Genomic DNA, 23,570 nt, shown 5'->3' with positions numbered 1-23,570 from the left:
GACGAGTTCGATGTCGCCTCGTGTCATTGCTGCCACACGTCACGTGCTTCGTACGCTATCTCGTGAAAATCGCGGTGCCACACCGGAACGTCCTCGATGTGCCAATACCCGAGGTCCGAACTCTCCTCCGACCCTCGAAGCGTTCCGCCCAAGCGCTCACAGAGGTAGACGAGTCCGACGGCTTCGTTGACGTGGTGTTCGGTCGCTGGTTGGTAGTGTGCGCCGACCAGCGTCCGAATTCGAACATCGAGATTCGTCTCCTCTTTCGTCTCGCGAACCACCGCCCGTTCGGGACCCTCACCCGGGTCGAGGAACCCGCCTGGGACCATCCACTCACCGCTGTCGGCGCGCTTCATCAACAGGATTCGTCCGTCGTCGTCAAAATCGCGGCACCGGCCGCGATTTTCGGCGTGATATGCCCGACCTCCTCGGCGAACCGTTCGCGAACGTCGTCCGGATTCACCGCGAGCGTTTGGCCGTAGTGTTCCGCGACCAGGTCGAGTATTCGACCGTACCGCCGTTCGTCGTGATGGTTATCCGCATATCGAAGCCCGTTCTGACCGATGATTCGGAGTTCGTCCAAGAGCGCGAGGAGGTTCGATTTCACATCGAGACCTCCTACTCGGACGACCTTAATCCTCAGTCAGCCCTTCGTCCGGTAACCATTTCACGCCGAAAAACGAGAACCGAATTTCGAACCGCCGTTAGGACGCCCGTTCGTCCAGCAGGTCCAACGACTCCAGCGTCTCCCGACGCTCCTCGATGCCGAGCGCCTGGTAGGTCGGCGCGACCGTCGCCACGTCCACTTCCTCGGGCGAGAGGCCACCTTCTTCGGATTCCGCGAGCGCCGACAGCGCGAGTTCGATGCCGGACTGGACCGAACCCTGTGGGTCGTAGTTGGCTTCGAGGTACTCCCGAACCGTCCCGTCTTCCGCGCCGATGGCGGTCGCCTGCCACTCGTAGAACGTCCCAGACGGGTCGGTCTCGAACAACCGCGGTTGGGGCGGTTCGTCCTCGCCGGTAGTCGGTTCGACACCGTCTCGCGGGGTCACCCCGCTCGACAAATCCGTCGAACGTGGTTCGACGCCGCCAATCAGCAGCGCCGCGCCGAACGGCCGCGCGCCGCCCTGTTGGGTGAACTCCTGCACGTGATCGACCATCGCCTTGGTGAACGGATCGATTCCCATCGGTTCATCGTAACGCAGGCGGTCGGTCTGAGCGCGGCGGCGGCCGAAGTCCACGAGTCGGCGGGCGTCGGCGACGTGGCCCGCGCTGGCGACGCCGATGTGGTCGTCGATTTTGTGAAGCTTTTCGATGGCCGTCGCCTCCATCAGCGGCGACCGGACGGCCTTTTTGGCCGCCAGAACGACGCCGTCCCGTGCGCGGACGCCGACGCTGACGCTTCCCCGACGAACCGCTTCGCGGGCGTACTCCACCTGATAGAGGCGGCCGTCGGGCGAGAAGATGTTCGTCCCGCGGTCGTAGGCCTGCTGTTGTCCGCCGTTCATGCTGCCACCTCCGTGATCTCCGCGAACTCGTCGTACGACTCGATTTCCACGCCGTCGCTCGTCACCGTGGCAATCGTCACACCGTTGCCGCTGGCGGTGTCGCGCTGGACGGCGCTTTCGACGGCGTTGGCCGCGACGCGCCGTGTGCCTTCGAGGGAGAGGTCGGGGTCGTACTCGCGTTCGAGAACACCGTAGGCCAGTTGCATTCCGCTTCCGGCGGCGATGTAGTCGTCTTCCATGACGCCGCCCGCGGGGTCGAGGCTGTAGATGTGCGCTCCGGTCGCATCGACGCCGCCGAGCGTCGGTTGGTCGGCGCGGTAGGGACCGCTGCGAAGGAGGTTCCCGGCGAGCGTCGAGAGCGCGGCCATGTCGATCGACGTATCCCGGCGCGTTTCGTACAGGGAGGCTTCGGCGCGGAGCGTGCGGATGAACGCCTGCAAACTGCCGACGCCGCCCGCCATCGTCAGCGCAGCCGTCGGGTGAACGGCCTGCACTTTCTGGACGTTCTTGTTGGAGACGAAACGACCGCCGAGGCTGGCCCGGCGGTCCGCGGCGAGGAGGACGCCCTCGTCGGTCGTCAACGCAACCGTCGTCGTACCGGTCTTCACTATGGTATCGGACATGGTGAAACGAAAGGCTGGAGAGCGGAAAAGTGTTAGCTAAAATATATTTTAGCTCGTGTCAGGTAACTCCCATTCGACCATGTCGTTGACGTCACCCGAGAGCGGTCCTTCGACGAGCGCCCGGAACGCGCCACGCCCCGCGATGGTTCGGAGGTGGGTCACGAACTCGCGCCACTCGGCGGCGCAGTCGGTGTGTAGTTGCCATCCCCTATCGTCGGGACGATGTTCGGGCGGGCGGTGGTCAGGCGGCGCGATTCGGACGGAATTAGACATATTCTCGATACCTTCAGCACACCACGGACACGTCGAACGACAACCGTCGCCCCCGTTCCGTGATTTCTCCACACTCATTAATCCAATCAGACACATCTGATATGGTTCAATTATGGCCTTCACCACGCCACCCTTTATTATGTCACGAAGTAGGGACAGTCGGTCTCGATATGATTCGGAAATGGTCCGAGATGAGTCGAGAGTATCCAACCGTTCGTTACGGGGCGAAGTCGCGCATGGCGTCCAACATGGTTTCCTTCTCACAGTTCGTGACGGCGAGCGAGAAGCCGTCCAGTTGGGCCATCTTCGGCGCGTAATCCCACAACTCGTCCGCGTCGATACCGTGGAGGACGACGGCGTTCGGCGTCGGAGTGACGACGCGCATGGCGACCAGCGGCGATTCCCCGCGCGTGACGTTCGTGAAGACGAGTGCACGGTTCGTGCTCTGCCCGTACAGTCGATAGAACTCCTCGCTGGAGAGGCGGGTGATGGCTTCGATACTGTCGATGACGGTGTGGCCCGTGATGCTCGACGTCGTCCCCGACGCGAGTTCCGTCGCGTTGATTTCGTCGTAGAAGTCGGCGAGCGGGATGCTCGTCGGGTATTCGCGCAAATCGTTGACGATGGTGCTGTCGAATCCCGCCGACAGGACGCGGGCGTACTGTCGGATACGGTCGCCGCCGCGGCGTTCGTCGATGTCGAGCAGTGCCGTGACGGTGCGGCGGACGACGCCGATACCCGGATTCTCGCGCCGCCCGCTCTCGTAATCGGAGATGACCGACGACGAGACGTCGAGATGGTCGGCGAGTGCGGTCTGGGACACGTCGAAGTCGGTTCGCCACTTGCGAAGCGTCGCTCCGGGGTCGTCACTCAGCGTTATCTCGCCCGCAATCTGCTCGGCGAGCGTCCGGCGCGCGTTTGTCATATTTTGGCATGAGAGTGAGCTTCGGAAAAGAGTATCGAAACCAGCATTCGACGGGTGTCGAAAGTGAGATGGCGGAAGGAGAATCGTCCGCCGCGAAACGCCGCCACAATCGAGTAGTGCGGCGTAGGCGGAAGCGCTTCGAGGCCCATCGCGGAATCAGCTACACTCAGCCGACATCCATCCGTCCCTATCTGCTCCCATCCGAAAGTATGCGTCCCCTACGGCGACGGTTCCCACCGCACTACTTTCCGCGATGCGCTCGTTCATCGCCCGATGCCATCGACGGTGGTACACGTCGCGGTGGGGGCCCTACTCGCCACGTCGCTGCTTGCCGAACACTTCGACACGCGGGCGGCCGTGGTGGTGCTTGCTGCCGCCGCGTTTCCGGACCTCGACACGCTGCTGGGACTGTGGATTCAGGGGGGACATCGGGCGATCCTTCACAACCTCCTCCTCCCGACAGCGATCGGAATCGTCCTGCTCGCCGACCTCGTCGGGGAGAACAGAATCGAACAGCGATGGGGACCGTACGGCGTTCGTGTCGCGTGGGTCGCACTCGTCGCCTACGTCGGCGCGGGAATCGGACTCGATCTGTTCACGAACGGCGTGAACGTCTTTTACCCGATCCACGACCAGTTCTACAGCGTCTCCGGAAAGCTCAGTTTCTCGAACAAACACGGAATCATCGACACGTTCCTCCAACCGGAAACCCACGGAACGACGCACACGACTCACTACGATACCGGCTTCGACCTCGCGCAGGGACCCGACCCGAGCAACGAGGAGCGGATGTTCCCCATCGTCCGAAGCGGGCGGCAGTTGCTCCTCGGCGCGATGAGTTTCGGCATCCTCGGCTTTCGAATCTGGGAATCGCGTAAGAAGTAAGCCCCTATCACACCCACAGGGGGTATGGAAATTCGACCGTACGAACCGAGCGACGCCGACGAATTTTGGGCGCTGAAACGGGCGTTCGAACTCGGTCTCGGGAGCGGAACCGGCGGCGACAACAAGGCCGACCTGTACGAGGGGAAACTGACCGACGAATACCGCGAGCGCTACCTCGATTGGGTCGCGTGGTGCGTGAATCGGGACGGACGCTGTGTGACGGTCGCCGACGCGGGCGACGAACTGGCGGGCTACGTCTTCGTCCTCCCGGACGAACTGGCGTTCATCTGGGACGCCGCCATCCTGAACGAGGTCTTCGTCCGTCCGGACCACCGCGGAACGGGCGTCGCCGACGAGTTGATGGACGCCGCCGTCGCGCTCGCCGACGACCAGAACCTCCCGCTCGACCGCCTCGTCCTCGACGTGGACCGCGAAAACGACCGCGCCGGGGCGTTCTACGAGCGCCACGGGTTCGACCACTGGGGAGAGATGGTCGCCAAAGAGTTGTAGTCGCTACCGTCGCACGCAGAGCGACGTCGGCGCGAGCAGTCGAAATCGACGACGCGGTTACGGGTTCGCGGCGAGGTAGACCACCGCCAACTCGTGGAGTGCGGGGTTGGGCATCGCGTACGGTCTGGCCTCTTGGACGAGGGCGAGCGCGTCGTGAAACCGCCGATTCTCTTCGGCGGCGAGCGTGGTTGCGACGAGCGTGGAACTACGTGAAATCCCCGCCCTGCAGTGAATCAGTAGGGAGCCATCCGCTCGATACAGTCGGCGCGCGCATCCACCGCCGATTCGAACGTGGACCACTCGTTTCCCGTCCCGTCGATGAGCGGATGGTGGTGTGTCGTCAGCGGATGTCTTTCGGTGGACGCCGAGAGGACGTAATCGAACTCCCGGTCGTGATAGTCGGGGCGCGCCGCGAACCGGTTTCCGAGGTACAGATCCCGGTCGCCGAGGCGACGGATTACCGCCCGGTCTTCGACGTATCCCACGGGGCGAACGAGCAGTTCGGGTGCGTTCTCGGCGTCGTCCTTCCCGGACATTTCGTCCGTTGCTTTCCCTTCGTAGCGGCAAAACAACAATGGTCCCTCGCCACATCTATGGGATGGATGAGCAATAACGACAGAAAACAAGTCAGAGATATGATGTCGACGCCGCTGATGACGGTATCGAAGGACGCGACGATCACCGAGGCCGCGAAAGTGATGCGCGACAACGAAATCAGCGCGCTCGTGGTGACGACCTCCCCCCGAGCGATCATCAGTAGCTCCGACGTGCTGGAAGTCGCTGCTGACGGTCTGGACCCCACGCAAGTAACGGTCGGGGATGTGATGACGACGGATGTCGAGACGGTCACGCCCGACCTCTACATGGAGGAAGTCGCCGCGATGATGACCACGTACGGAATCAAACACCTCCCCGTCGTCGATGACGAGTACGTTGGGATGGTCTCGTCCACCGACGTGACCACCCTTCTCTCCTGAGATTCGTCCACACCGAAACTCGATTTCGGGTTCGGTGGAAGACGAAATCGCTTTAGTTCGCCGCTGCCACCGAAAACTGTGACCCGTGTCCTGCTCGTCGGTTCGGAGGAAGTCGAATTGCGCGCCGAACTGTTCTCCAGGGAGACGGCGCGCGACGCGCTCGGGACCTACCAACTCCGCGAACCGTATCGCAACTGCCTCGAACTGGAGACCATCAGCGTCGGCTCGGCGACGTCGCTGTTGAACGACCTGAACTGGTACCTGGTTCGGTTCGTCGACGAGGCGCTCGTGCTCGACCCGAGCGTGAGCGACGAGGAGTGGCTCTCCCGAAAGCTCGCCGCTCGGGTGCGCGACCGCGAAGTCGAACCGGCCGAAACGGACCCGCTCCTGAAGGTGTACGGCGTCGTGGAGGACGAGTTCGGCGCAGAACTCGTCGAACCGATGTACGTCGCCCGAACCGTCGATGGCGTCCCCGAATACGATTTGCGCGACGTGGACGACACCGTGGTCGTCCGCGTGACCGAAGAAGAATTCCGCTCGTAGACGGATCTCGTCCGTTCGAACACGGTTCTCGGCTGAGCTTCTACCCGGCACAACCCTTTTGCTCGTTCTCGGCGGACGGTGCTGTATGGTGGGGCCAATCAGCGAAGAACAGGTCGCGGCGTGGCTAGATGGGAACGTCGTCAACGACGTTCAGCACGTGACCGAAGAGGGGACGGAGTTCAACATTCAGCTTCGACTCGCCCGACTGCCGCTACATCTCATCAAGGAGGACACGCTCGGCCCGGTTCGCTTGGTCAGCAACACCGCTTTCGATACTGAGAGAACACGGGCGCTCATCGAAAACGAGGAGGAGCGAAACGAGCTTCTGGGCCGAATCGGTCCGATGCTGGCATCGACGCCCGGGTTTTACACGTTTCTCGACGCGGATGGGAGTTCGTGTGAATTCAAGGATGCACGCTCGATTCAACTCGAGCATCGCATCTACCCCGACGGAGCGAGCAGACAGGCGGTAATGGACGGCTTGATGAGCCTCGCAACTGCAATGCGGTACCTCCAAAACTCCGTCGCGGTACTGATCGAAGCCCGGGAGAGCGATTAGTCGGGAGAACGTCGGGAGAACGACTAGAGATGGGGAGTGGGCGGGTGATGTGGGGGGACCGAGTTGGGTGCGTCAGCAAGACCATTGGGAGGCATGAGTCACTCGTGTCCGAACCCAGTTCGACACAGGAGGTCCGACCTAAAAACGGCTGACCATCGTTCTCAGTTTGTGAAAACGGTGCAGTAGCGTACGATGTCGGTGGTGAGTAGATAGAAGACAGTGGCGCGGGACGATACCTCAGTCGAACATCCCGGTCGAGAGATAGCGTTCGCCGCTGTCGGGGAAGATGGTGACGACGAGCGGGCAGTCGTCGTAGTCGACGCCACGCTCAGATTCCTTCTGATCTACCGTCGACTGGTCGTCGACGCCACCGTCAGACCTCGCTTTTTCGCTTCCTTCGTCCATCGCCTCCTGCCACTCCTCCGGGACTTCGGGGCAGTTGAGGTCGGGTTGGGCGAGGCGCTCGGCGACCCGGTAGGACGCGATGCTCGCCGCACCGCTGGACTGGCCGACGAGGATACCCTCCTCGCGGGCGAGGCGGCGACATTCGTCCTCGGCGTCCTCCAGCGGGACTCGCTCGACCGAATCGAGCAGGTCCGTGTCGAGCAACTCGCTCACGAATCCCGGACCCATCCCCTGGTACTCGTCCTCGCCGGGTTCGCCGGTCGAGAGGACAGGGTTGCGGTCGGGTTCGACGGCGACGACTTCCATGTCCGGATACTCCTCCTTGAGGCGCCAGGCGGTTCCGGTGATCGTTCCGCCCGTGCCCACACCTGCGACGAAGGCGTCGATTTCGCGGCCATCCACCTGCTCGATGATTTCCTCGGCCGTCGTTCGATAGTGGGCGTCCGCGTTCGACGCGTTCTCGAACTGGCCGAGTTGTATCGCGTCGCCGGATTCCGTGAGTTCGTCTGCGCGCGCTTTCGCGGATTCCATGTTGCCATCGACGAGTTCGAGGTCGGCGCCGTAGGCCTTGAGCAGTTGTCTGCGCTCGGGCGACTTCGAAGCAGGCATGACGATGGTCAGATCGTAGCCGCGGGCCGCACAGACGACGGCCAGACCGATTCCCGTGTTGCCGCTGGTGGGTTCGACGATTCGGTCGCCGGGGTGGAGTTCGCCCGCGCGTTCCGCGGCCTCGATCATCGCCAACGCCGGGCGTCCTTCGCGGACCCGCCGGGGTTGAACGATTCGAGTTTCGCGGCGACGGTCGCACCCTCGGGTGAGCGGACGTGGACGAGTGGCGATCCTACCGCGTCGAGGATGGAGGATTTCATGATCCACGGTACGAATTCCACGCCTAAACACCTACTGGACACCGGCAGGCAGTGCCGGAAGCGAGAATCCTTATTCGCGTTCGCCCCCATGCTCGCCTATGGAATCGACAGTACCGAACCCCGACTGGGATGCGAGCGAGCACAGCGAGACGATAGACGCCTTCGAATCCGGCGCCGGTGAACTCGTCTATCGCGTCTGGGGTGCCGACTGGTGTGGCGACTGCCGGTCGCGCCTCCCGGACTTCTTCGCCGCGCTGGACGCGGCGGGCATCGAAGAGGACAGGATTCACGTCTACGAGGTCGACGACGACAAGAACGGCGAACTCACCGAGGAGTACGACGTGACGCTCATTCCGACGGTCGTGGTGGAACGCGCCGACGAGGAAATCGCCCGCTTCGAGGAGAAAGAAGACGTCCCCGCCGCCGACTACCTCGCCCGCGAACTGCTCGCGAGCGACGCGTTGGCCTGATCCCGCGACGACTCCGTTTCGATAACGACTCCGTTTTTATACCGTCACTCCGGCGCGAGGTCGTCGGCCCACTCCAGTCCCGCGTCGATGTCCGTTACGGGCGGCGAGCAGGTGAACGACCGACAGACGTACAGCGTCGGCTCTCCCTCCGAGCTTCGATCCGCCCAAATCGGCGGCACTTCGTCCAGTTCCAATTTCTCACACCACTCCGCCACGCCGTCCGCGGTCGGCGGTCTGCGAGTCAGGATTCGCGTCGGGAGATACGTCTCCGCGAGTCGGTCGTGCCACTCCTCGGGGAGTTCGTCGCCCGCGACTGTCAGTTCCAGCGATCCGGTCGCGTTGCGGTCGGCAGCGAGCGCCAGCGTCGCGTACTGGAACGGGTTCGATTCGATGGTTCGGGCGTGCGTTTCGAGGACCGCCTCCGGAATCCCCGCGAAGGCCTCGTCGGGCGCGAACTCCGAGAGGACGGCCAACGTGTCGGTCGCCACGCCGAGGCTGGACGGCGTGGACTGATCGGCGAGCTCCTGCGGGCGAGCGACCAGTCGCTCGCCGCTCTCGGGGGTGAAATACAGCGTTCCCTGCTCCTCGTCCCAGAACTCGCGCTCGATGGCCCGCGCGAGGTCGAGGGCGAAGCCGAGATGGTCCGGGTTCCCGGTCGTCTCGTACAGCGCGAACGCACCGCGGGCGAGGAACGCGTAATCTTCGAGGTAGCCGTCGATGGCCACATCGTCGTCCTTGAATCTCCGGGACAGTTTCCCTTCGGACTCGTCCCACAGGTGCTCGCGCACGAAGTCCAGCGCCTCCGCCGCGCGGTCGGCGTAACGGTCGTCGAGGACCAGACCCGCCTCCGCGAGCGCGGCGATCAACAGGCCGTTCCATCCGGCCAAAATCTTCTCGTCGCGCGGCGGTCGGGGTCGGTTCTCGCGGAACTCGAACATCGATTGGCGAGCGTCTTCGAGCAACGCCTCGACTTCCTCCTCGGATAACTCGTACTTCTCGGCCAGTTCGGGGACCCCCATCCGCGACGTGAGGACCGTCCGACCCTCGAAGTTGCCCGACCGGGAGATGCCGTAGCGCTCGCAGACGATGTCGGCCCTCGTCTCGGCGTCGATTTCGGTATCAGTGTTTTCGCCGTTGACCGCCTCGAACACCTCGCTCGGCGTCCAGACGTAGAACTCGCCCTCCACGTCCTCGCCGTCCTCGTTTTCGCTCCGCGGGCGTCGAGCGTGCTGTAGTAGCCACCGTCAGGGTGGCGCATCTCGCGGCCGAGGAACTCGAACGTCTCGCGGACGACCTGCGCGTAGCGTTCGTCGCCCGTGAGTTGATAGCCCGCGAGAAACGCGCGCGGCAGTTCCGCGTTGTCGTACAGCATCTTCTCGAAGTGCGGTACCGTCCACTTGCGGTCGGTCGCGTAGCGGTGGAACCCGCCGCCGACGTGGTCGTACATCCCCCCGTTCGCCATCGCGTCCAGCGTTTCGACGGCCACGTCGCGGTACTGCTCCCCGCCGAGTCGGTCGGAGGCGCGCAGGAGCAACTCGATGCGCGCCGGTTGCGGGAACTTCGGCCCTCCCTGCCCGAATCCACCGTGCTCACGGTCCGCGTGCGAACCGTCTGGGAGGCCGCGCTGGAGAGCAGTTCCGGGCCGGGCGCGTCGTCCGCGTCGGGCGTCGATTCCAGTTCGCTCTCGATGGCGCTCGTCCACTGCTCGCCCCTATTTTTCATCTCCTCCGGGTTCTCCTGCCACGTGTTTTTGACGTTTTCGAGCAACTCGATGAACCCCGGACGCCCCTGCCGGGAGCGCTTCGGGAAGTACGTCCCGACGTAGAACGGCTTGCCCTCCGGCGTCAGCCACGCCGACAGCGGCCACCCGCCGCCGCCCGTCACCTGCTGGCAGATGCTCATGTAAATCGCGTCGATGTCCGGGCGCTCCTCCCGGTCCACCTTGATCGGGACGAAGTTCTCGTTCAGCAACGCCGCGACCTCCTCGTCCTCGAAACTCTCCTCGGCCATCACGTGACACCAGTGGCAAGCCGAGTAGCCAATCGAGAGGAAGATGGGGACGTTGCGTTCTTTCGCTGCCTCCAGCGCGGCGTCGTCCCACGGTTGCCAGTTCACCGGATTGTCGGCGTGCTGGCGGAGGTACGGACTTTCCTCCTCGTCCAGTCGATTTCGCTCGGTAGGTGCGGTCATAGTTGTGGGTGAGTGGACTCAGAGAGGTAAAGATGGGGATTCGGCGAAGATAGGTTGTGAAAAGTGAACGAACTTCGAACGCCCCCACCCGCTCGCTACGAGACGATTTTTGTTGTTTTGCGATTACAGTTGCTGGAAAGCAGACCACTTCGAAAGTCCCCCGCCCGCTCGCTACGAAGTTTTTTGATATTCTTGTGACTAGAGTTGCTGGGAGGCAGACCCGAAAGCCCCCGCCCGTTCGCGGTCGCTGACGCGAGATATTTGGCCTCTCCACGCCGGGAGAGCGTTGCTCTCCCGAGCCGCCCCTCGCTTCGCTCGCGGCGACACCGCCCGGCCAAAATAGTTGCTCGCGCAGACGACCACGTAAACACGAACGGGCGGCCCCTTTCATCCCACCCCGACCGCCTCCGCACCGCGACAGCCACACCCTCCCCAGCCGATTCCTCCGCTCGTCACTGCGTCCTCGGTCGTCATCCCTCGCACGCTGTCAGCGGAACGGGACGGCCGGACCGCTGGCCACCCCGTCCCGCCAGCGCGCGCACCCGGTTGGACGGGGTGGCCGATACAGATCAACCGCCACGGCGCGCGCGAGAAACGCGTGCGAGGGATGAGTATCACAGTGAGCGCTAGCGACGAGAAACGCAGTCGGTTGGGGACGGCGTGTGGGTGGTGGCGGTGCGGTAATTCATTGTTGCTCGGTAGTTGTCGTCTCAGCACACCCACATCCACTTCGATGCGACCGCGAATGGGCGGGGACTTTCGAAGATGTCATCGAACTCACTGCTGTCGAAAAAACAGATTCAAAGCAGCCTCGTCGTGGAGTTTCTCAAAAGCGTGTGACCAAACCTCCTCGCAAAAATCAGCGCCTCGTTTCTTCGCGTTTCTATTCCTTCTGTGCATCCACGACGGCAACGCCAGCCAAGTTCACGATGTCCTTGACTTCGTCGCCGCGCTGGAGGACGTGGACGGGTTTGTCCATGCCGACGAGCATCGGGCCGATGGCCTCCGCGCCGCCGAGGCGCTGGAGGAGTTTGTAGCCGATGTTGCCCGCTTCGAGGTTGGGGAAGACGAGGACGTTCGCGGGTTCGTCCAACTCGGAGAACTCGTAGGTGCCGTTGAGTATCTCCTCGACGACGGCCGTGTCGGCCTGCATCTCGCCATCGACCGGGAAGTCCACGTCGGGGTCGTCGCGCAGGATCTTGGAGGCGTCGCGCGGTTTGCGCGTTCCCTCGTTGGTCACGCTGCCGAAGTTGGAGTACGAGAGCAGCGCGGCCCGCGGTTCGACGTTGAACCGGCGTGCGAGTTTGGCGGTCTGCTTCGTGACTTCGGCCAGCACGTCCTCGTCGGGTGCCTGATTCACCGTCGTGTCGGCGCAGAACACGACCCGATTCTTGAACGTGAGCATGTACACACCGGCGGCGTACTCCACGTCCGGCGCAGTGCTGATGACCTGGAGGGGCGGGCGCAGTGCGGACGGGTAGTGGTGTGTCAGTCCCGTCAGCATGGCGTCGGCGTCGCCCTGTTCGACCATCACGCTGCCGAAGTAGTTCGAATCCTTTTCGATGAGTTCAGCCGCCTCGTTTCGAGTGACGCCCTTCCGCCCGCGCAGTTCGTACAATCGGTCGGCGTAGCCGTCGTAGTCGCCGTTCTCGGGGTCAGCGACTTCGGGTTCGAAGTCGAGGCCGAGGTCCTCGACGTTCGCCTCGATTTCCGCGCGGTCGCCGATGAGAACGGGGTTGGCGATACCCTCCTCGCGCATCTGGTAGGCGGCGCGGATCATCTTCCTGTCCGTGCCTTCCGAGAGCGCGACGCACTTGGGGTCGCTCTTGGCCTTGTTCAGGACCACGCGCATCATCTCGCGGGACTTGCCGAGGCGCGCTTCGAGCGTCTCGACGTACTCGTCGACGTCGAGTTCGCTGCGGGCCACGCCGGTTTCCATGGCCGCTTCCGCGACTGCGGGTGCGACCTCGAACAGCACGCGCGGGTCGAGCGGTTTCGGGATGATGTAATCCGGGCCGAACTGAAGCGGTTGGTCGCCGTAGGCTTTGACGACGGCGTCCGGAACGTCCTTCTTGGCCAGTTCCGCCAGCGCGCGTGCGGCGGCGACTTTCATTCGCTCGTTGATGTCGCTCGCGCGCACGTCGAGCGCGCCGCGGAAGATGAACGGGAATCCGAGCACGTTGTTGACCATGTTCGGGTAGTCCGAGCGGCCGGTCGCCACGATGACCGTGTCGTCGCGGGCGTTCTTGGCATCCTCGTAGCCGATTTCCGGGTCCGGGTTGGCCATGGCGAAGACGAACGGGTTGTCGGCCATCGACTGCACCATCTCCTGGCTGACGATGCCGCCGACCGAGAGGCCGACGAACATGTCCGCGCCGTCCATCGCGCTTGCAAGATCGCCCTCCGGAATGTCGCGGGCGAATTCGGTCTTGAACTCGTTCACGTCGCCCTTCTGGACGCGGTTCTCCGTGATGATGCCCGTGGAGTCACACATGATGATGTTCTCCTTCTTCGCCCCGAGCGAGACGTAAAACCGGGCCGAAGCGATGGCGCTCGCGCCAGCGCCGGAGAAGACTATCTTCAGGTCTTCCAGGTTCTTGTCCGTGATTTCTGCGGCGTTGATGAGGGCGGCCCCGCTGATGATGGCGGTGCCGTGCTGGTCGTCGTGGAAGACGGGGATGTCCATCTCCTCGCGGAGGCGCTCCTCGATCTCGAAGCACTCGGGCGCTTTGATGTCCTCAAGGTTGATGCCCCCGAACGTGGGTTCCATCGCGCTCACGGTTCGAACGATGTCGCCGGGGTTCTGCTGATCGAGTTCGATGTCGAACACGTCGATGTCGGCGAATCGTTTGAACAGGACGCCCTTCCCTTCCATCACGGGTTTCGACGCCTGTGCGCCGATGTCACCGAGACCGAGAACGGCACTGCCGTTCGAGACGACCCCAACGAGGTTCCCCTTCGCGGTGTAGGAGTACGCATCCCCCGCGTCGTCCGCTATCGCCTCACACGGCGCGGCGACGCCGGGAGAGTAGGCGAGACTCAGGTCACGTTGTGTGTTCGTCGGCTTCGTCGTCGAAATCTCTATCTTTCCCGGGGGGTCGCTCCGGTGGTAATCGAGTGAATCCTCGTCGAGTCCCATGCCGGATACTGTTTCTACCCGCGTGTAAAAAGCTATCCGTCCGCGTCGAAATCGTCATTCGACATTTGTCGAACTCAGAGTTCGAGGATGGACGGGCGCGGCAACGTCACGTCGTCGTCGAGCGCAGTCACGGCTTCCGTCGGCCAGTCGCCCGTCTGCGTGAGGATTTCGATCCGATCCTCGTCGACCAAGGCGGTGTCCTCGCTCTTTGCCCCCTGTACCGTCGGGTTCCAAGCGTACGCCATCGGCAGTCGAATTACGTCGTCCGTCGTTGGTGTCGCGATCCACTCACGTCCGGCGTACCCCGCCGCGCCGCCCTGGTGGTGGTATTCCCACTCGCCCGGATAGCCGACGCGGTCGTAGGCGTCCTGAATCGCCGCGAATACGTCCTTCGCCCGTCCATCCCTTCCTTCACTCCCCTCGCTTCCTTCGACTGCTTCCGTCCCAAACCGCTGTGTGGCGGCGAGCGCCGTCGTCTCGACCGTCGCCGCCGCCTCGTGTCGCTCCGCCAGCCACTCCGGCGCATCGAACGCGACGGTGCGGGTACAACTCGCGTGTAGTCCCGCCCGCTCCGCCGTCACGGAGACGTGTGCATAGTCCCCCAACTTCGCCTCGGTCGGCGTGTAGTGACGATACTGCTGTGCGCGTTCGCTCCCGCCGACGAGCGCCACGGGCGTCTCGATGTCGCGCGCGTCGAGCGCACCGCGGAACGCCGAGACGATTTCCCGTTCGGTATCGTCCGGATCCAGCTTCCGGCAGATGGCTTCGACTGCGGCGGCGGTTTCGGTGCCCAGTTGCCGATACGCGTCGGCGTCCTCGTCGGTGAGCGGCTGTCGAAGCGGCGAGGCGTCGACCGATTCGAAGCCCGGCACGTCGAAGTCGGCGGCGGCGGGCGTGTCTGCGTGCTCCGACACTGCGTCGGCCAACGACGATTCGTACCAGGGGTACTCGGTGACGGGCATCCCGTCCGGGAATTCCTCGTCCCGAAGGCGGGTTCCTTCGATGGAATTGGTGACGACGCGGAACGTATCGCCGTCGTAGCCGACGGCGGCGACGCCGATGTCACCCTCACGGTCGATGACGTTGTCGCCGCCCGTGAGCCACGCGAACGAGTTCGGACGCGCGAACCAGACGGATTCGATATCGTGCTCGGCAAGGAGGCTGTCGAGACGGTCTCGTTTGGTCATGGTTCCCTTATTGCGAGCGGCCTCCTTCAAACACCTGCTTGAGTCCACTGTTGCCGCCGGTTCGACAGTATTTATCCACAAAACTTATTATTGAGTTACATAAATGTGAGGAAGCCAACCCAGTCCTGCCCGCTGGTGGTATCACAGCTGTGTGGTCCCGGCTGAACTCGCTCCGTCCCCACAACCAACCCCCGTCTTTCCGACACTTCTTCCGTCTTTTCCAACACGTGCCCTCCTTTTTCGATGCTCTCCCTCCCTGCCCTCCGAATCCATCTCGTCTTCCGATTCCCCCTCCGTCCTCCGGTTCCATTTCGTTCGGCTCTCACTCTCCGGGAAAGTCGGACAGACCTAAGTACGACCCTTCCCAAATCCCGAGAAAGGGGATCAGTATGTTAGGAGACAACCGACCCGAGGTGCGTAACTAATGGGGACCCGATTTCGGCGTTTCGCCGCCGTCACGACAGTACTGACGTTCGTACTCATCCTGCTCGGCGTGTACACCGCCGCGATGGGTGCGGGTCTCTCGTGTGGTCAACAGTGGCCGTTCTGTGACGGTGGACTGATTCCACAGACGTTCCCGAGTTTCATCGAATGGTTCCACCGACTCGTGGCGATGGTGACCGGTTTCTTCATTCTGGGAACCACCATCGGCGCGTGGAGATACTACGAGAGCACCCGTATTCGGGCCGCCGCGACCCTCGCGTTGGTCGTCCTCCCGGTGCAGGTACTCCTCGGCGGGGCAACCGTCCTGATCTACGGTCCGGCCGTCCTCGTGGCCCATCACGCCACCGCGTTGCTGATATTCGCGGCGCTGTTGGCGACGACGCTGTGGGCTTACGAGGAACCAGACCGGGCCACGACGTCCGCGACGAATTCACCCGGCGCATATCCGTCTGACGACTAACATATCATCGCGGAAATTTTATTGACCCGCCGCTAGAAACCGATAGTAGCTTTCTATACGCTGTTTGACTATGTAGTATCGGGGGAGAACCACAATGCACAGACGGACCTTTCTCAGGGGGAGCGGCGGAGCTATCGCTGGCCTGACGTTCGCGGGCAACGCGAGCGCACAGGGCGGCACCATCAGAATCGGCTCCGACATCCCGTATCGACCGTTCGAATACCGAACCGCAACCGGGGAGCTCATCGGCTTCGACGTGGACATCGCAAACGCGATTTTCAAGCAACAACTCGGGGACAACTACGAGTTCGTCCAAACGAGCTTCGACACCATCATCCCGAGCCTGAACAACGGAAACTTCCGCGTCATCATGAGCGCGATGACCATCACGCCGGAACGAGCGAAGCAAGTCGATTTCTCGGACCCGTACTTCACGGCGTACCAGACTGTCCTCGTCCTGAAAAACAGCGGCATCACGAAACTACAGGATTTGAAGGGACAGACGGTCGCCGTCCAGAAGGGGACGACCGGCGAGGCTGCCGCCCAGATGCTGAAAAAACAGTTCAACGGCAACCTCACCATCGACAGCTACGACCAGATTCCGGACGCGTTCTCCGCGCTGGGGAACAATCAGGCCGCGGCAGTCATCAACGACAACACGGTCAATCAGGCGTTCGCACAGCAGAACAACCAAGTCACCTTGTTACAGGGGAAGGGCGCGGCCGAACGGCAGGGAAAGAAGAACGCACCGCCGTACCTCACGCTCACCGTCGAGGACTACGGAATCGCGTTCCGGAAGAACGACGACAAACTCAGAAAGCAGGTCAACGGGGCGCTTTCGACCATCCGAAATAACGGGACGTACGATAAACTCTACAACAAGTACTTCCAGACCTCCGGTTCGGGAGGCACGACCAGCGGCTGAGCGCCGCAGGAGTCCTCATGGCGGAAACATACACCGAACGCGGTATCGAGCAACCGACTGAAGGAGAAGAAAAGTGGCTGACCGACCGCCGGGTCAAAGTGCTCGGCATCGCCGTCGCGGGCATCTTCACCCTCGGCGTGCTGTTCTTCCTGCTGTTGATCCTCACGCAGTTCGTCGATTACCAACTGCTCGTCACGATCCTACCGCAGTTCATCGAGGCGCTGATTCTCGTCCTACAAATCATCGTCATCTCCTCGGTCCTCGCGCTCATCTTCGGCGTGTTGGTCGGCTTGGGACGCGTCTCGCAGACGGGATTCACGCAGCGGATCGCCACGCTGTACGTCGAGTTCTTCCGCGGGACGCCGTTGCTGTTCCAGTTGTTCGTCGTCTACCTCGGGGTTCCGGCGCTCTGGGCGAACGGGCAGTTCCCGCTCAAGAACTGGAGTTTCGCCGCGGCCATCATCGGCCTCACGCTGAACCACACCGCCTACATCGGCGAGGCGGTCAAAGGCGGCATCAACTCCGTCTCCGGCGGCAGTCGGAGGCCGCGCGGTCGCTCGGCATGTCGTACATCGATTCGATGCGTTACGTCATCCTGCCGCAGGCGTGGCGGAACGCGCTCGCGGCCATCGGCAACGACCTCGTCATCCTCGTCAAGGACACGTCACTGCTGACGGTGCTGGCGATTCCGGAACTCATCAGCGTCTTCCGGAACGTCAACAGCGCGACGTTCGACGCGTGGACGCCCATCGTCGTGGTGTCCGTCGCCTACCTCGTCATCACGGTACCGCTCGGCAAAACCGTCCGGACGTTGGAGTCGCGCTCGATGTGGGGGTCCGAACGATGAGCCTTCCCGAGGACGAGGACGGTGCGATGGACAGTCGTGAGCGAGCGGACACCACGATGAACGTCCCTGAAGTCGAGTTCGACGGCGTTGACAAGTACTTCGGCGATCTGCACGTGCTCAAGGACGTGTCCCTCTCCGTCGATGACGGCGAAGTGGTCGTCATCATCGGGCCGAGCGGGAGCGGAAAATCGACCCTGCTGCGGTGTACGAACCGCCTGGAGGAGATACAGGGCGGCGAAATCAGACTCGAAGGTGAACCCATCTCCGACCCGGACGTGGACGTGAACAGCCTCCGCCAGCACACAGGGATGGTGTTCCAGAGCTTCAACCTCTTCCCGCACAAGACGGCGCTCGAAAACGTCGCGCTCGGCCCGATGGTCGTGAAGGGGTTCGAGGATGACGAAGCGGAAAAGTGGGCGAAGGCCATGCTGGACCGCGTCGGCCTCGCCGACCAAGCCGAGAAGTATCCGAATCAACTCTCGGGCGGGCAACAACAGCGCGTCGCCATCGCCCGTGCGTTGGCGATGGACCCGCACGTCATGCTGTTCGACGAGGTGACGAGCGCGCTCGACCCCGAACTCGTCGGCGAGGTGCTCGAAGTGATGCGCAACTTAGCCGAGGAGGGGATGACGATGCTCGTCGTCACCCACGAGATGGGCTTCGCCCGCGAAGTGGGCGACAGGGTAGTTCTGATGTCAGAGGGTCGCATCGTGGAGTCGGGCGAACCCGCCGATTTCTTCGCCCATCCCGAGACCGAGCGTGCGAAGCGATTTCTCGAACGCGTTCACTGACGGGTAGGTTTTTGTTGGTGATCCGGCGATGACTCGTGAGGGATTTTATACTCCCGGATCCACGACAGCACAGGCATGGGTGAAGCCTTCCTCTCCGGCCGCTCGATTCGAACGGACAGAGTAACGGGGGAGTTGTATTCCGGACTCGGTCCGGGACCACATCCCGGCGTCTTGATACTGCACGGAAGCGGCGGTGCGGGAGAGTACGAACGAACCTACGCCGCACGGTTGGCCGAACACGGCTACACGGCGTTTTGTGTGAGCTATTTCGGTGCTCCGGGAGTTTCCAATGCGCTGGCCGAAATACCCCTCTCGCGGTTCCGCGACGCCGCCGAATGGCTCCTCAAACGGCCGAACGCTGCCGGTACACAGGTAGGTGTCGTCGGGTTCTCTCGCGGTGGTGAGGCCGCCCTGCTCGCTGCGAGCCACTTCGAGCGTCTCGGTGCCGTCGCCGCATACGTACCGAGTTGCTACTCCTTCCCCGCCCCCACGTGGATGGCTGGCGTCGAGGAGGAGTGTGCTGCATGGACGGTAGACGGTGAACCAGTTCCGTATCTGCCGGTCGAACGATACGTCGCCGAACAACAAGACGGCTTGACCGACGCACTGGAGAAGGACGCACCGGACGCGTCCACGATGGCAATCGAGGGCGCAACTGACGAACGATTGGACGAGGCGACCATCGAAGTCGAAAACATCGAAGGGCCGGTGACGCTGATTTCGGGGGGATCTGACGAAGTGTGGCCCTCGGCGATGCTGGCCGACCGTGTGGCCGAACGACTCGAACGCCACGATCACCCGTGTACGGTCGAACATCGATCCTATCCCGACGCGGGACACGCGATTCGAGTTCCCTATCGGTTCGGCGGGAACGACCCGGCCGACGGCGAACACCGATTCGGGGGAACGAACAGGACTAACGCGTTCGCCTCGGCGGACGCGTGGTATCACGTGCTTCGCTGTCTGAAAAACGGACTCGACCCCAACGGCGATAGCCGTCGTTAGTCCGACAGCGGTTTTCGGTAGAGGAGCAACTCGATGGATCCGTCGAACGCGTCGAGTTCGACGTGGCGTTCGCGCTGGAAGCCGTTCCCCTCGTATAATCGCTGTGCGCCATCCAGCGTGGGGCTCGTATCCAGAACGAGTTCACGGTAGCCCTGCTCTCTCGCGGTCGATTCGAGTGCGTCGTAGATCCGCTGACCGTACCCCCGGCGCTGATGGTCGGGGTCCACCCGCATCCGTTTGAGTTCCGCTACCGGAGTGGCTTTCGTCTCGTGAAGTTCGGCCATCGACTCCGAAACGGATCGTATCGCGCCCATCGCGACGATTTTTCCGCCGAACAGACCGACGAGGAACTCGCCGTCCGAGAGGTACTCCTCCTCGACCCGTTCCAGATCGGTGTCAGGGATGTTTTCGTCGTACGCTCCTTCTACCCGCATCGCTTCCTCGTGCAGTTCCCGAATCCGTTCTGTATCCGACGATTCGAACCGACGGATGGTGAAGTCGGTCATCGTGTATTCCTGCTAGTTCTTCGGGCGTAACGATATATACGGTGACGCGGAATTTCCCCGCCTCCCGACCGTTGGTATGCCAAAACCCATTTATTCGGCTGGTCGGGAACAAGGGTATGGATACGATTCATGCGGGCGTCTGGTCCGTTATTCCGGCACTGGTCGCCATCAGCCTCGCGTGGTATTCACGCGACGCGATCATCGGGCTGTTCGCCGGAATCGCCAGCGCCGGTGTGGTTTACGGTGCGTTGAAGCCGGGGTCCGCGGGCGTTCCGAAGCATTTCATGGGGGACGTCCTGATTCCGAAAACGTCGCTTTTGCATACGTCGTTCGGCCCGATAACGGCGGGAAACGTTCTCGGCGGGATATTCGGCCTGAAACACGTCCCGACGATAATGGCCACTTCGCCGATGTTCTCGGACTCGTGGTACGTCGAGAACGTCCTGCTGGCGATTTTCGCCATCGGCGGGGTGATCGGGTTGATGATCCGGTCCGGCGCGCTTCGTGGCGTCCTCGAAGCCCTCACCGCACGGACCGATTCACCGCTGACGCGGAGAAGGCGGCGTTCCTCGCGGGGATCATCATCCACATCGACGACTACTTCAACTGTCTGGTGGTCGGATCGATGATGCGCCCGCTGACGGACAAGTACAATGTCTCACGGGCCAAACTCGCCTACTACGTCGATTCCGCTGGCAGTCCCGCCGCCCGACTCGCCTTTTACTCGACGTGGGGTGCGGCGCTCATCGGATTCATCGGAAAGGCGCTCGTCACCGCACAGAAACAGGACAAACTCCCCGACGGGATGAGCCAGTACGTCGCAGGGCAGGGCGACAAAGCCCACGCCGTGACGAATCAGATTTGGCCGCTGTTCTTCAACAGCATCTTCTTCGGTTTCTATTCGTGGGCCGCGCTCATCATCGCCGGACTCGTCGCGTGGCAGGTCGTCCCCAACATCATGGGCATGGGGGACGAGGAGTCGCGGGCGCGCAACGGCGGCGGCGTCGTCGGCGACGACCACGAACCGATGATTTCCGACGAGATAGACGAGTACGAGATGTCGGACACCGCAACGCCCGACTGGCGTAACTTCGCCATTCCCATCGTGACGATGATCATCGTCGGCCTGAGCGCGATGTTCTGGCGGGGGAGTCCGGTCATCCAAGCGCCGCACATGAACACCCTGTTCTCGCTCGGCGGCTATCACCTCGTTCTCCCCGGCAGCGGGAAGTGGTCGTTCAACATCGGCGGCGTTCAACTCGGCCTCGCCTCGTTCTCGGCGCTCGTCGTCGCGTTCATCCTCTACCGCGTGAAAGGCGACATCCCGAGCAACAAGGACGCGACGGAGGCGATGACGCGCGGGTTCAAGGGCATCCTGCTCGCGGCGGTCATTCTGATGTTCGCCAGTTCCATCCAGAACGCCGTCTCCCTGCTCGATATCTCCTCGTTCGTCACCAACAACTTCTCCGGCGTGCCGCCGCAACTCGTTCCTGTCTCGCTATTCCTCATCACCAGCATGGTGAGTTTCTCCGACGGCAGTTCGTGGTCCACCTACGGCATCATGTTCCCCATCGCCATCCCCATCGCGTTCACCACCGGCGCGAACCTCCCGCTCGTCATGGGCGCGGTGTTCAGTGGCGGCATCTTCGGCGACCACAGTTCGCCGATCAGCGACACCACCGTTCTCGCGTCCTCGACCAGCGGCAGCGACCACCTCGTTCACGTCCGGACACAGATTCCCTACGCCGTCCTCTGTGCGAGCATTGCGGCGGTCCTGTTCCTCACCCTCGGATTCTTCCTCCCCGGGAGCTTCCGGATCTTCCCGTACTGAGACGGGGTTTCATTCTATCCTCCACCTAGTGTACTTTTCCATCGCCAGAATACGAACGTCGTCGTCATACCCAGTCCGATCTTTCCCGAAAACGACCCCATCACGCTCAGGCCCGCGGACGACGAGTGGAATTCGGAACCGGGAAACTGAACGCGAAACCGCCTACAAGAAGTCGCCGAGTCCGGACTGGCCGTCGTCGGATTCGGGAGCGTCCGTCGGTTCGGGGTCCGCCGCCGACTCCTGCGCTTCGATTTCCGCCTCTTCCGCGGTATCCGCCCCTCCATCCGCGGATTCGGCGTCGTCCGACGCCGAATCCGCCGCGAACTCCTCGAAGGCCCCACCCGAATGTTCGATGGCGAGTTCGCTCTTTCGTTCCTCGGCGTCGGCCACGATTTTCTCGACCTTGTTCGTCGTCTTCCCGCTGCCCGTGACGAAGGAGACGTGCTTTTCCTCCAAATCGTAGCGCGCCGCCATCGTCACGGTCAACTCCCGGTTCTTGCAGTGATGAGTCATCTCGGAGAGAAACGGAATGACTTCGCGGCGGGCCGTGCTCATGCTGATGCCGCTCTCCTCGGCTATCTTCCGGGCGATGTAGTCCCGCGTGTCACGCTTGCCGCGCGAACTGCCGAGCTTTCGCCAGTAACTCGGCGGGCCGTAGCGCGTCCATCCGCCCTTCGTTCCATTTCTGGCGACGGCCACCCCGGCGGTCATGTTGTCGCCCGCGTAGCGCCAGTACTTGTAGTTCTGCGTGGCCCGCACCCGCCCGAGCCAGCGGTCCGCGTTGGCCATGTAGCCGTAGGCGTCCGCGAGTTCTTGTCCCTCGTAATCCTTCGGCAGGTTGTCCTCGATCCAGTTCAGCATGTTATCGGGCGTCTCGTCCACGTCGTAGGACGCCTTCAGCGCGCCCTCGGCGTCCTGTTTCTTGATCAGGTCGTCGAGGAAGTCGAAGATGCCGCTGGTCGTGTCGCGCTCGCCCGTCACCACGTCCTCGCGCGTCAACCGTCCGCCAGTAGTTGCGACCGCTTGCAGGTCGTTCACCGCGGAGCGCAGGTCGCCGCTGTCGTTTTCGGCGATGGCATCGAGCGCGTCGTCGTCGTACTCGATGTCCTCCTGTCGGCAGATGTCCCGAAGCGCGGGGACGATGCTCCGGGCCGACACGTCGCGGAACTCGATGGTTTCACAGGCGTCTCGCAGCGAGTTCGACATGTCGTAGAACTCGTTCGCGATGAGGACGAGCGGTTGGTTCGCCGATTTCACCACGTCCGTGATGGCCCGCGAACCGCCGCGGTCGGCGTTGTGCGTCAGGTTGTCCGCCTCGTCCATGATGACGATTCGTCGTCCCGACGTGCCGCCGGTGAGGGTGCCGCTCTTCGCCGCCTCGCCCGCGATGCGTTTGACGACGTCGCCGGTCCGCTGGTCGCTGGCGTTCAGTTCGATGGTCGGCCAGCCCATGTCGTTCGCCAGCGCGTGGGCCGCCGACGTCTTCCCGACGCCGGGGCTACCGTGGAGGATGACGGCGTCCCCGTGATTCTCCCACGTATCGGCCCACTTTTTGAGTTGATCACGGGCCTTGTTGTTCCCCCGGACCTCCGAAAGCGTGGTCGGGCGATACTTCTCCGTCCAGTCTACCATTGAACGAGTGTAGGAATGTAGTCCGTTTAGTGGTTGCGGAGCACGGTCCGGTTCGTCCTGTCGAGC

At 62.7% G+C, this 23,570-nt stretch carries 21 protein-coding genes and 5 pseudogenes; 12 read left to right on the top strand and 14 right to left on the bottom strand.

Going from position 1 to position 23,570, the window contains the following annotated elements:
• Positions 1-23: 23 nt before the first annotated feature.
• The 6 genes from A4G99_RS27100 to A4G99_RS08765 form a co-directional block, all read right to left on the bottom strand.
• On the bottom strand, positions 24-356 hold the full coding sequence (locus A4G99_RS27100; protein WP_255359069.1) for an NUDIX hydrolase: 333 nt from the start codon (positions 354-356) through the stop codon (positions 24-26).
• Positions 356-607: an NUDIX hydrolase N-terminal domain-containing protein gene (locus A4G99_RS27095; protein ID WP_223301780.1), complete on the bottom strand. Its 252-nt coding sequence runs from the start codon at positions 605-607 to the stop codon at positions 356-358. Before A4G99_RS27095 ends, A4G99_RS27100 begins: the two co-directional genes overlap by 1 nt.
• Positions 608-704: 97 nt before the next feature.
• Positions 705-1,508: an archaeal proteasome endopeptidase complex subunit alpha gene (locus A4G99_RS08780; RefSeq protein ID WP_066142021.1), complete on the bottom strand. Its 804-nt coding sequence runs from the start codon at positions 1,506-1,508 to the stop codon at positions 705-707.
• Positions 1,505-2,131 (bottom strand): proteasome subunit beta, encoded by a 627-nt coding sequence (locus A4G99_RS08775; protein ID WP_066142018.1) that lies wholly within the window; start codon positions 2,129-2,131, stop codon positions 1,505-1,507. The genes A4G99_RS08780 and A4G99_RS08775 overlap by 4 nt, the downstream gene beginning before the upstream one ends.
• 48 nt (positions 2,132-2,179) lie before the next feature.
• The gene (locus A4G99_RS08770; protein ID WP_223301779.1) at positions 2,180-2,404 is read right to left on the bottom strand and encodes a hypothetical protein; all 225 of its coding nucleotides are present in this window, start codon (positions 2,402-2,404) and stop codon (positions 2,180-2,182) included.
• Positions 2,405-2,621: 217 nt separating this feature from the next.
• Complete coding sequence (locus A4G99_RS08765) at positions 2,622-3,329, bottom strand: helix-turn-helix domain-containing protein (protein WP_066142012.1); 708 nt, start codon at positions 3,327-3,329, stop codon at positions 2,622-2,624.
• A gap of 273 nt (positions 3,330-3,602) precedes the next feature.
• Between A4G99_RS08765 and A4G99_RS08760 the strand changes: the two genes are divergently transcribed.
• Both A4G99_RS08760 and A4G99_RS08755 read left to right on the top strand, forming a co-directional pair.
• Positions 3,603-4,214 carry a metal-dependent hydrolase gene (locus A4G99_RS08760; protein ID WP_066142009.1) on the top strand — a complete coding sequence of 204 codons (612 nt, stop codon included), beginning with the start codon at positions 3,603-3,605 and terminating at the stop codon, positions 4,212-4,214.
• Between the two features lie 24 nt (positions 4,215-4,238).
• Positions 4,239-4,724 (top strand): GNAT family N-acetyltransferase, encoded by a 486-nt coding sequence (locus A4G99_RS08755; RefSeq protein WP_066142008.1) that lies wholly within the window; start codon positions 4,239-4,241, stop codon positions 4,722-4,724.
• Positions 4,725-4,781: 57 nt separating this feature from the next.
• Here A4G99_RS08755 and A4G99_RS08750 read toward each other — a convergent pair.
• Positions 4,782-5,260, bottom strand: a pseudogene (locus A4G99_RS08750) (dual specificity protein phosphatase family protein).
• Positions 5,261-5,326: 66 nt separating this feature from the next.
• Here A4G99_RS08750 and A4G99_RS08745 point away from each other — a divergent pair.
• From A4G99_RS08745 to A4G99_RS08735, 3 genes are all read left to right on the top strand, one after another.
• Positions 5,327-5,701, top strand: a complete 375-nt coding sequence (locus A4G99_RS08745) for a cyclic nucleotide-binding/CBS domain-containing protein (protein WP_190303725.1) — start codon at positions 5,327-5,329, stop codon at positions 5,699-5,701.
• Positions 5,702-5,779: 78 nt separating this feature from the next.
• The gene (locus A4G99_RS08740) at positions 5,780-6,244 is read left to right on the top strand and encodes a DUF5804 family protein (protein ID WP_066142004.1); all 465 of its coding nucleotides are present in this window, start codon (positions 5,780-5,782) and stop codon (positions 6,242-6,244) included.
• Positions 6,245-6,329: 85 nt separating this feature from the next.
• Entirely contained in the window at positions 6,330-6,803 is a 474-nt protein-coding gene (locus A4G99_RS08735; RefSeq protein ID WP_066142001.1) for a hypothetical protein, read from the top strand.
• Between the two features lie 237 nt (positions 6,804-7,040).
• On the opposite strand, the pseudogene A4G99_RS08730 reads toward A4G99_RS08735, so the two are convergent.
• Positions 7,041-8,077: pseudogene (locus A4G99_RS08730) on the bottom strand (PLP-dependent cysteine synthase family protein).
• A 98-nt stretch (positions 8,078-8,175) separates the two neighbouring features.
• Between A4G99_RS08730 and A4G99_RS08725 the strand changes: the two are divergent.
• Entirely contained in the window at positions 8,176-8,547 is a 372-nt protein-coding gene (locus A4G99_RS08725) for a thioredoxin family protein (protein WP_066141998.1), read from the top strand.
• Positions 8,548-8,591: 44 nt separating this feature from the next.
• Here the strand turns inward: A4G99_RS08725 and A4G99_RS08720 are convergent.
• The 4 genes and pseudogenes from A4G99_RS08720 to A4G99_RS08710 all read right to left on the bottom strand — a co-directional run bounded on the left by A4G99_RS08720 (position 8,592) and on the right by A4G99_RS08710 (position 15,063).
• Positions 8,592-10,737: pseudogene (locus A4G99_RS08720) on the bottom strand (thioredoxin domain-containing protein).
• A gap of 387 nt (positions 10,738-11,124) precedes the next feature.
• Positions 11,125-11,355 carry a hypothetical protein gene (locus A4G99_RS25145; protein WP_150123068.1) on the bottom strand — a complete coding sequence of 77 codons (231 nt, stop codon included), beginning with the start codon at positions 11,353-11,355 and terminating at the stop codon, positions 11,125-11,127.
• A gap of 265 nt (positions 11,356-11,620) precedes the next feature.
• On the bottom strand, positions 11,621-13,876 hold the full coding sequence (locus A4G99_RS08715; protein WP_066141997.1) for an NADP-dependent malic enzyme: 2,256 nt from the start codon (positions 13,874-13,876) through the stop codon (positions 11,621-11,623).
• 74 nt (positions 13,877-13,950) lie between these two features.
• Complete coding sequence (locus A4G99_RS08710; RefSeq protein ID WP_066142493.1) at positions 13,951-15,063, bottom strand: Xaa-Pro peptidase family protein; 1,113 nt, start codon at positions 15,061-15,063, stop codon at positions 13,951-13,953.
• 424 nt (positions 15,064-15,487) lie between these two features.
• Here A4G99_RS08710 and A4G99_RS08705 point away from each other — a divergent pair, with 424 nt between their 5' ends.
• The 5 genes and pseudogenes from A4G99_RS08705 to A4G99_RS08685 all read left to right on the top strand — a co-directional run bounded on the left by A4G99_RS08705 (position 15,488) and on the right by A4G99_RS08685 (position 19,535).
• The gene (locus A4G99_RS08705; RefSeq protein WP_066141994.1) at positions 15,488-15,967 is read left to right on the top strand and encodes a COX15/CtaA family protein; all 480 of its coding nucleotides are present in this window, start codon (positions 15,488-15,490) and stop codon (positions 15,965-15,967) included.
• 94 nt (positions 15,968-16,061) lie between these two features.
• On the top strand, positions 16,062-16,892 hold the full coding sequence (locus tag A4G99_RS08700; RefSeq protein WP_066141991.1) for a transporter substrate-binding domain-containing protein: 831 nt from the start codon (positions 16,062-16,064) through the stop codon (positions 16,890-16,892).
• 17 nt (positions 16,893-16,909) lie between these two features.
• A pseudogene (locus tag A4G99_RS08695) lies at positions 16,910-17,739 on the top strand (amino acid ABC transporter permease).
• Positions 17,740-17,795: 56 nt separating this feature from the next.
• A complete protein-coding gene (locus tag A4G99_RS08690) occupies positions 17,796-18,530 on the top strand; it encodes an amino acid ABC transporter ATP-binding protein (RefSeq protein ID WP_066142487.1) in 735 nt (244 codons plus the stop codon).
• Between the two features lie 75 nt (positions 18,531-18,605).
• Positions 18,606-19,535 (top strand): alpha/beta fold hydrolase, encoded by a 930-nt coding sequence (locus A4G99_RS08685; RefSeq protein WP_066141988.1) that lies wholly within the window; start codon positions 18,606-18,608, stop codon positions 19,533-19,535.
• Here the strand turns inward: A4G99_RS08685 and A4G99_RS08680 are convergent.
• On the bottom strand, positions 19,532-20,041 hold the full coding sequence (locus A4G99_RS08680; protein WP_066141986.1) for a GNAT family N-acetyltransferase: 510 nt from the start codon (positions 20,039-20,041) through the stop codon (positions 19,532-19,534). The two genes, A4G99_RS08685 and A4G99_RS08680, sit on opposite strands and share 4 nt — an antisense overlap.
• A gap of 116 nt (positions 20,042-20,157) precedes the next feature.
• Here A4G99_RS08680 and A4G99_RS08675 point away from each other — a divergent pair.
• Positions 20,158-21,872 (top strand): annotated as a pseudogene (locus A4G99_RS08675) (Na+/H+ antiporter NhaC family protein).
• A gap of 162 nt (positions 21,873-22,034) precedes the next feature.
• Here the strand turns inward: A4G99_RS08675 and A4G99_RS08670 are convergent.
• On the bottom strand, positions 22,035-23,504 hold the full coding sequence (locus A4G99_RS08670) for a replication factor C large subunit (protein WP_066141983.1): 1,470 nt from the start codon (positions 23,502-23,504) through the stop codon (positions 22,035-22,037).
• Positions 23,505-23,570: the final 66 nt, after the last annotated feature.

It is taken from the genome of Haladaptatus sp. R4, from assembly GCF_001625445.1.
GTDB lineage: Archaea > Halobacteriota > Halobacteria > Halobacteriales > Haladaptataceae > Haladaptatus.
Note: the sequence above shows the minus strand (reverse complement) of the source record. Positions and strands in the feature narration are given on the sequence as shown.